The 7,546-nt window shown below is 71.1% G+C and carries 7 protein-coding genes; 3 read left to right on the forward strand and 4 right to left on the reverse strand.

The window, feature by feature from the left end; genetic code table 11:
- Both AOK11_RS34490 and AOK11_RS34495 read right to left on the reverse strand, forming a co-directional pair.
- On the reverse strand, positions 1-1,333 hold a 1,333-nt coding region (locus tag AOK11_RS34490; protein WP_107098753.1), incomplete at its 3' end, for a CoA transferase.
- A 167-nt stretch (positions 1,334-1,500) separates the two neighbouring features.
- The gene (locus AOK11_RS34495) at positions 1,501-3,063 is read right to left on the reverse strand and encodes a S8 family peptidase (RefSeq protein ID WP_055597599.1); all 1,563 of its coding nucleotides are present in this window, start codon (positions 3,061-3,063) and stop codon (positions 1,501-1,503) included.
- A gap of 265 nt (positions 3,064-3,328) precedes the next feature.
- Here AOK11_RS34495 and AOK11_RS34500 point away from each other — a divergent pair, with 265 nt between their 5' ends.
- The 3 genes from AOK11_RS34500 (at position 3,329) to moaA (ending at position 6,469) form a co-directional block, all read left to right on the forward strand.
- Positions 3,329-3,685, forward strand: coding sequence for a DUF485 domain-containing protein (locus AOK11_RS34500; RefSeq protein ID WP_055597600.1), 357 nt, complete (start codon positions 3,329-3,331; stop codon positions 3,683-3,685).
- Positions 3,682-5,310: a solute symporter family protein gene (locus AOK11_RS34505; RefSeq protein ID WP_055597601.1), complete on the forward strand. Its 1,629-nt coding sequence runs from the start codon at positions 3,682-3,684 to the stop codon at positions 5,308-5,310. The genes AOK11_RS34500 and AOK11_RS34505 overlap by 4 nt, the downstream gene beginning before the upstream one ends.
- A gap of 169 nt (positions 5,311-5,479) precedes the next feature.
- A complete protein-coding gene (gene moaA / locus AOK11_RS34510) occupies positions 5,480-6,469 on the forward strand; it encodes a GTP 3',8-cyclase MoaA (RefSeq protein WP_055597602.1) in 990 nt (329 codons plus the stop codon).
- Positions 6,470-6,513: 44 nt separating this feature from the next.
- On the opposite strand, the gene AOK11_RS34515 is transcribed toward moaA, so the two are convergent.
- A complete protein-coding gene (locus AOK11_RS34515) occupies positions 6,514-6,738 on the reverse strand; it encodes a hypothetical protein (RefSeq protein ID WP_055597603.1) in 225 nt (74 codons plus the stop codon).
- Positions 6,739-6,972: 234 nt separating this feature from the next.
- Complete coding sequence (locus AOK11_RS34520) at positions 6,973-7,401, reverse strand: DUF3099 domain-containing protein (protein ID WP_055597604.1); 429 nt, start codon at positions 7,399-7,401, stop codon at positions 6,973-6,975.
- Between the last annotated feature and the right edge of the window lie 145 nt (positions 7,402-7,546).

The raw sequence follows: 7,546 nt of genomic DNA on the forward strand, positions 1-7,546 counted from the left end.
GGCTCACGGAGACGGAGGCGGAGGCGGGACCGGGGGCTGCCGCGGTCCGGTCGCCGCCCGGCGCACGCGTGGGCGCGGCTCCCTCCAGCAGCCAGGCCGCCGTCCGCGCCAGCGCCAGGCGGACGAACCGGCTGCCGCCCTCGTCCGCCTGTTCGGCCAGGGCCCGAAGCACCGCCGCCGCCAGCAGATACCCGGTGCCGTGGTCGAGGGCCTGCGCCGGGAGCGCCCCCGGCCGCCCGGCCGAACCCTCGTTCACCGCGATGCCCGTGGCCGCCTGCACCAGACTGTCGAAGCCGCGCCGGCCGCCCCACGGCCCGTACGCCCCCCACGCCGACAGTTGGGCCACGACCACTCCGGGCCGGCGCTCGGCCAGTGCCTCGGGGCTCAGCCCCAGGCGGTCCAGGGACCCCGGCCGGTACCCGGTGACCACCACGTCCGCCGCCGCGAGCAGTTCCTCGAACGTGTCCCGGCCGGCCGGCAGATCCAGCAGGGCCGAACGCTTCCCGAACCCCGTGTCGGTGTGCTGGTCGGAGAGTTCGGGCAGCCCCGGCGGGTCCAGACGCAGCACGTCCGCGCCGAGCAGGGCGAGCGTGCGGGTGGCGACGGGGCCCGCGACGACCCGGGTCAGATCCAGCACCCGCAGTCCCGCGGCGGGCAGCAGGGGGTCACGGTCCACGGGGGTGAGTGTCCGCGCGGGGGCGGAATCCAGCCACCCGCGCTCCACCAGCGGGCGCCGCGCCACCGTCGCCGCCTGCTCGTGCGCCGCCCACTCGGCGGGCGTCCGCAGCGCGACGGCGAGGCCCCCGGCGGCGTACACGGTCTCCTCGACCTCCGCGGCCGACCGCTCGGCGAGCGCCGCCGCCACCTTCTCCGGGTCGTCGGACGTACCCAGCGCGGCGAGCAGCCGGGCCCGGTGGTGCGGGTAGTTGGCGTGCGTGCGCACCCACCCGTCCGCAGTGCGCCAGAAGCGCGACAGCGGGGCGAAGGACACCGGAGCCCGCCCGTCGACCAGCAGATGCCGCTCACTGACGAACGCCGCCGCCACCGCTCCGTCGTCCACCCGCACGGCGGGCACTCCGGGGCCCGGGGGACGACCGGGGCGGGCGGGTCCCGCCCGTCGCGCGCCCAGTTCGGCCGCGGCCAGCGCGCACGCGCCCACGCAGGCGCGCGCCACCTCCCGTACCGGCAGCCGCGCGGGAAGCGCCTCGGACCGCTCGACGGTCGTCACGCGTGCGAGGAGAGCCGGGTCTCCGCCCAACGAGGACCAGGCGGCGGTGAGGCCGGGGCCGGGGCCGGCGAAGGAGCCGGGGGAGGGACGGTCGGTGTCGGTCATGGGTGCACTATGCGGTATCGGCCGACCGGCAGCGGAAGGGGCCGGACGAATGACCGTCCGGCCCCTCCCGCTCACCCGCAGACCTCGCAGGACGAAGAACGCGTCACCGCGTCACCGCGTCAGCGCTTCACCGCGTCACTGCTTCACTGCTTCACTGCTTCACCGCGTCAGCGCTTCACCGCGCGCAGCGCGTCGACGATGCCGTGGCCGTAGAAGCCGTTGACCCGGCTGCCGCCCTCGCACGTCGCGTCCTGCACGCCGTCGCCGTTCTGGTCGTACGACTCCGGGCAGCCCGGGTTGTTCGCCTGCGCCTTCAGCAGCGCCTGCAACTGGGCCGGGGGCGCCCACGGGTACCTGGACTTCAGCAGCGCGGCGACACCGGCGACGTGCGGCGCGGCCATCGACGTGCCCTGCAGGAAGGCGTACTGGCCGTTCGGCATGGTGGACAGGATGCGGCCGTTCTTCGACGGGGTGTCGGGCGTCTGGTAGCGCCCGTCACCGCCGGGCGCGGCCACGTCGACGACCCCCTTGCCGTACGTGGAGTAGTACGACTTGAGGTTCTGCACGCCCGTCGCGCTGACCGTGACCACGCCCGGGAGCTGGGTCGGCAGGTCGAGGCACTCGGACGGGTCGATGGTGCGCTCGACCGGCGTGGTGTCGTTGGGGCTGGAGGCGTCGTCGATCGCGTCCGAGGCCAGGTCGTGGTTGGAGTTCCCGGCCGACGAGACGTGCAGGGTGCCCTTGAACTGGGCGTACTTCTGGGCCCGGTTGACCGCGTCGACGATCGCCCGCTGGTCCGGGTCGTTCACGCAGTTGTAGAGCCACGGGTCGACGTAGTAGCTGTTGTTCGTGATCTCCACGCCGTGGTCGGCGGCGAACACGAAGGCGCAGACGACGTTCTCCGGGTAGAACAGCCCGTTGTCCGGGTCGCTCACCTTGATGGACGCGACCTTGACGCCGGGCGCGACACCGGCGACGCCGATGCCGTTGCGGGCCGCGGCGATCTCACCGGCCACGTGGGTGCCGTGGTAGTCCTCGTCCGTGTACGGGCGCCAGGCGCCCTCACTGGTGTCCGCCTTGCCGCCGACGCAGTTGGCCGACTGGGCGGCGGAGAAGTTCGGCTCGAGGTCGGGGTGGGAGTCGTCCACGCCGGTGTCGATCACGGCGACGGTGACCTTGCGGCTGCCCGGGTTGATCTGCGCCGCCTTGTCGGCGCCGATCGCGCGCAGGTCCCACTGGTCGGCCTCGAGGGGCTCGCTGCCGGGGGTCCGCGCGGAGACGGCCCGCGTCCTGGCGGCCTCCTCGGCCGTCACGTAGTCCGCCGCGCCCTCGTCCGTGGTCCCCGCGGGGACCAGCGGTGCGGTGCGGGTCGCACCGGCCGACTGCACCCCGCGCACGGCGCGCATCTCCTGGGCGAAGCCGGGGTTCGCCGAGTGGACGACGATCACACCGATCCGGTCGTACGTGATCACGACGGTTCCGCCGGCCGCGGCGACCGCCTTCTCCACCGACGCGATCGTGCGGGGGTCCGTCCTGGTGTTGACGACGTACGCCAGAACGGGGGCGTCCGTCGCCCGCTCCGTCGCCTGCTCGTTCGCCCGTTCAGCTGCCGTCGATGCCGCCTGCGGAGTCGCCGAGGCCGTCGCCGGCAGGAAGCCGAGCGAGACGGTCAGGGACAGCGCGACGGGCACGGCGAGGGCGAGCCGGCGTCTGGAACGCAGATGGGCCATGGGATCTCCACATCATCCGGAAACAAAACCGGCCCGAGGCACAGGTGGTGCTCGGGCAGGTACATGACGGGTGGTGCAGGGCGAAGCTATCCCGCGCGCTCGCCGGGCAGCAATGTTTTCTCGGCCGTGTCTTCGGTGAACGTCCGCGCAAAAGAAGCACGCGGGGTTGAACCGGTCCTCGCGTGGCGCCGTGACGATGTGCAGGGAGCGCGAGGACACTCGCCCCCGTCCCCGTCCGAACCCGTCCGTAACGCGAGGAGACTTCGTGGCCGCCGAAGCACCGCCCCCCTCAGCAGAGCAGCACAAACTCCCCACACCCGAGGAGTTCACCGAGGTGCAGGAGAGCGCTGAGTTCGGTGAACTGCGCCGCTCCTACCGCTCCTTCGCCTTCCCCCTGACCGTCGGCTTCATCATCTGGTACCTGCTGTACGTGCTGCTCTCGAACTACGCGGGCGGCTTCATGGGCACCAAGCTGTTCGGCAACATCAACGTCGCCTTCGTCTTCGGTGTCCTGCAGTTCATCACCACGTTCCTCATCGCATGGTGGTACTCGCGGCACGCCGCCACCCAGCTCGACCCCAAGGCCGAGGCCATCAAGACGCGTATGGAGGGCGGCGCATGAGCCCCTCGATCACCCACATCCAGCTCGCCGCGAACGAGGCGAGCGAGCACCGCCCGCTCATCATCACCCTGTTCGCGCTGTTCGTCCTCGCGACCCTCGGCATCACCGTGTGGGCGGGCCGGCAGACCAAGGACGCCGCCGACTTCTACGCGGGCGGACGCCAGTTCAGCGCCTTCCAGAACGGACTGGCGGTCTCCGGCGACTACATGTCGGCCGCGTCCTTCCTCGGCATCGCGGGTGCCATCGCCCTCTTCGGCTACGACGGCTTCCTCTATTCCATCGGGTTCCTCGTCGCCTGGCTGGTCGCCCTGCTCCTGGTCGCCGAGCCCCTGCGGAACTCCGGCCGCTACACCATGGGTGACGTCCTCGCCTACCGCATGCGCCAGCGGCCCGTGCGCACCGCCGCCGGCACCTCCACCATCGTCGTCTCGATCTTCTACCTGCTGGCCCAGATGGCGGGCGCCGGCGTGCTCGTCTCGCTGCTGCTCGGCATCACCTCCGACGCCGGCAAGATCCTGATCGTCGCCCTGGTCGGCGTCCTGATGGTCGTGTACGTCTCCATCGGCGGCATGAAGGGCACCACCTGGGTGCAGATGGTCAAGGCCGTGCTCCTCATCGGCGGCACCATCCTGATCACCTTCCTGGTGCTGCTGAAGTTCAACTTCAACATCTCCGACCTGCTGGGCAAGGCCGCCGACAACAGCGGCGCGGGCGCGTCCTTCCTGGAGCCCGGCCTGCAGTACGGCGCGAGCGGCACCACCAAGCTGGACTTCATCTCCCTCGGCATCGCCCTGGTGCTCGGCACCGCCGGCCTGCCGCACATCCTGATCCGCTTCTACACGGTGCCCAATGCCAAGGCCGCCCGTAAGTCCGTGAACTGGGCCATCGGCATCATCGGCGGCTTCTACCTGATGACCATCGCGCTCGGCTTCGGCGCCGCCGCGCTCATCTCGCGGGACGAGATCATCGCCTCGAACCCGTCCGGCAACACGGCCGCCCCGCTGCTCGCCCTGCACCTGGGCGGCGTCGACTCCACCTGGGGCGCGATCCTGCTCGCCACCATCTCGGCGGTCGCCTTCGCCACGATCCTCGCCGTGGTCGCCGGCCTCACCCTCGCCTCGTCGTCCTCCTTCGCGCACGACATCTACGCCAACGTCATCCGCAAGGGGAAGGCCACCGGTGCGGAGGAGGTCCGCGCGGCTCGCTGGGCGACCATCTTCATCGGCGTCGTCTCCATCGGTCTGGGCGCCCTCGCCCGCGACCTGAACGTGGCCGGTCTGGTCGCGCTGGCCTTCGCGGTCGCCGCCTCCGCCAACCTGCCGACGATCCTCTACAGCCTGTTCTGGAAGCGGTTCACCACCCAGGGCGCCCTGTGGTCGATCTACGGCGGTCTCATCGTGGCCGTCGGCCTGGTGCTGTTCTCGCCCGTCGTCTCCGGCGACCCCAAGGCGATGTTCCCCGACGTCGACTTCGCCTGGTTCCCGCTGAAGAACCCGGGCATCATCTCCATCCCGTTCGGCTTCCTGATGGGCTGGCTCGGCACCGTCCTGTCGAAGGAGGAGCCCGACGTCAAGAAGTTCGCGGAGCTGGAGGTCCGGTCGCTGACCGGCACCGGCGCCCACTGACCGACCCGGTCGACCCCCCTTTCGGCCGCGTCGCGGGAACCACCCCGAAGGTTCCCGCGACGCGGCCGTCGTGCATTTCGTGACATCGGGGCGCTGTGGCTTGTCGGTGGCGTCACGTAGGCTCACATGTACGGAGCATGAGTGATCCGAGTGGAGGGAGGGGGCCCACGTGCTCATCGACACGTACGGCCGGGTGGCCACCGACCTGAGGGTGTCACTGACCGACCGATGCAATCTGCGGTGCACCTACTGCATGCCCGAGGAGGGCCTGCAGTGGCTGGCCAAACCCGACCTGCTGACGGACGACGAGATCGTCCGCCTCGTCGACATCGCCGTCACCTCCCTCGGCATCGAGGAGGTCCGCTTCACCGGCGGTGAGCCCCTGCTCCGCCCCGGCCTGGTCGGCATCGTCGAGCGCGTCGCCGCCCTGGAGCCCCGCCCCCAGATGTCCCTCACCACCAACGGCATCGGCCTGCGGCGCACGGCGGAGGCCCTGAGGAAGGCCGGCCTGGACCGGGTCAACGTCTCCCTGGACACGCTCCGTCCGGACGTCTTCAAGACCCTCACCCGCCGCAACCGCCACCAGGACGTGCTCGACGGCCTGTACGCGGCCCGCGAGGCCGGCCTGACCCCGGTGAAGGTCAACTCGGTCCTGATGCCCGGGCTCAACGACGACGAGGCCCCCGACCTGCTCGCCTGGGCCGTGGAGCACGACTACGAGCTGCGGTTCATCGAGCAGATGCCCCTGGACGCCCAGCACGGCTGGAAGCGCGACGGCATGATCACCGCAGGCGACATCCTCACCTCCCTGCGCACCCGTTTCGAGCTGACCCCCGAGGGCGACGAGGCCCGGGGGTCGGCCCCGGCCGAGCGCTGGCTGGTGGACGGCGGCCCGCACCGCGTGGGCGTCATCGCCTCCGTCACCCGGCCGTTCTGCGCGGCCTGCGACCGCACCCGCCTCACCGCCGACGGACAGATACGCACGTGCCTGTTCGCCACCGAGGAGACGGACCTGCGCGCCGCCCTGCGCTCCGACGCCCCCGACGAGGAGATCGCCCGGATCTGGAAACTGGCGATGTGGGGCAAGAAGGCGGGCGCCGGCCTCGACGACCCGTCCTTCGTGCAGCCGGACCGCCCGATGTCGGCGATCGGCGGCTGAGGGCCGCCGGGAGGGCCCGGGCGGCTCGCGGAGCGGCCTGGGCCCTACGCCCCTTCGGGCGCCTTCCACTCCTCGAAGCGCACGACGTCCTTCAGGAACCCGCGCACACCGAGGAACTGCGACAGGTGCTCCCGGTGCTCCTCGCACGCGAGCCAGGTCTTGCGGCGCTCCGGCGTGTGCAGCTTCGGGTTGTTCCAGGCGAGCACCCACACGGCGGCGGCACGGCAGCCCTTCGCGGAACAGATCGGCGTCTCGGGATCAGGGTCCATCACACCGCCGACCCTAACCCGGTCGGCGCAGTGCGACGTCCCGCACGAAAGGGTGAAAGCGGAGGAAAAGGCGACGCCGAGCAGCCACGGGGGGAGCTGCCCGGCGTCGGTCCGTCGCTCCGACGGGGGATGCGGAGCGCGTACGAAGTATGTCACGGGTCACCCCGCCCCCGGCACCGGAACAACATGATTGATCTGAGCTTTTCTTGAGCTTGGCGGGTTAACGTCTTCCGCTTACGCCCGGTCATGGTCATGTCTCGAAGGCCATGACGGCTCGGGCCGCTCTGTTCGTGCGCCGGGCGTGGGCTCGGGCGTCACATCTTCCGCCCCGGATTCCGCCGGACCGTCATTCGTCCGTGAAGATGTGATCATCGGTCGCATCTGCGGCGTCAGATAAGTCGACGGCAGTGACGGCGTGTTTTCGCGCCCGGCGTTGGCGATCACCACCGCGATGTACGGCAGCAGCATGCCGAGAGCCAGCGCCACGATCGCGACGTGCCGTTCCACGTTCCAGAGGGTGGCCGCGAGGACGACCGAAATCGTACGAACGATCATCGAGATCACGTACCGGCGCTGCCGCCCGCGCACATCCTCCTGAAGGCCCGTTCTGGCGCCGGTGATCCGGAACACCTGGACGCCGCCGTTGCCATGCTGCTTCCGCATCGCATTCCACCATCCGCCCGAATCGGACTCTCCCTGCCTCCGACCGTCCTGCGCCGGCCGGGACTCGGGCCCGCACAGCAACCACGTTACGCCGCACCCCCCACCGCCCACGAGGCCGGGTCGCCCGGCCCGTGTCCCCGTCCGC

Origin of the sequence: Streptomyces hirsutus, assembly GCF_001418415.1 — a bacterium.
Taxonomy (GTDB): Bacteria; Actinomycetota; Actinomycetes; order Streptomycetales; family Streptomycetaceae; genus Streptomyces; species Streptomyces hirsutus.

What these genes read in the sequence shown, in the direction of transcription:
- AOK11_RS34495 (WP_055597599.1), bottom strand. Translation starts at nt 3,063, where the DNA reads ATGGCCCATCTGCGTTCCAGACGCCGGCTCGCCCTCGCCGTGCCCGTC.
- AOK11_RS34505 (WP_055597601.1), top strand. Translation starts at nt 3,682, where the DNA reads ATGAGCCCCTCGATCACCCACATCCAGCTCGCCGCGAACGAGGCGAGC.
- AOK11_RS34515 (WP_055597603.1), bottom strand. Translation starts at nt 6,738, where the DNA reads ATGGACCCTGATCCCGAGACGCCGATCTGTTCCGCGAAGGGCTGCCGT.
- AOK11_RS34520 (WP_055597604.1), bottom strand. Translation starts at nt 7,401, where the DNA reads ATGCGGAAGCAGCATGGCAACGGCGGCGTCCAGGTGTTCCGGATCACC.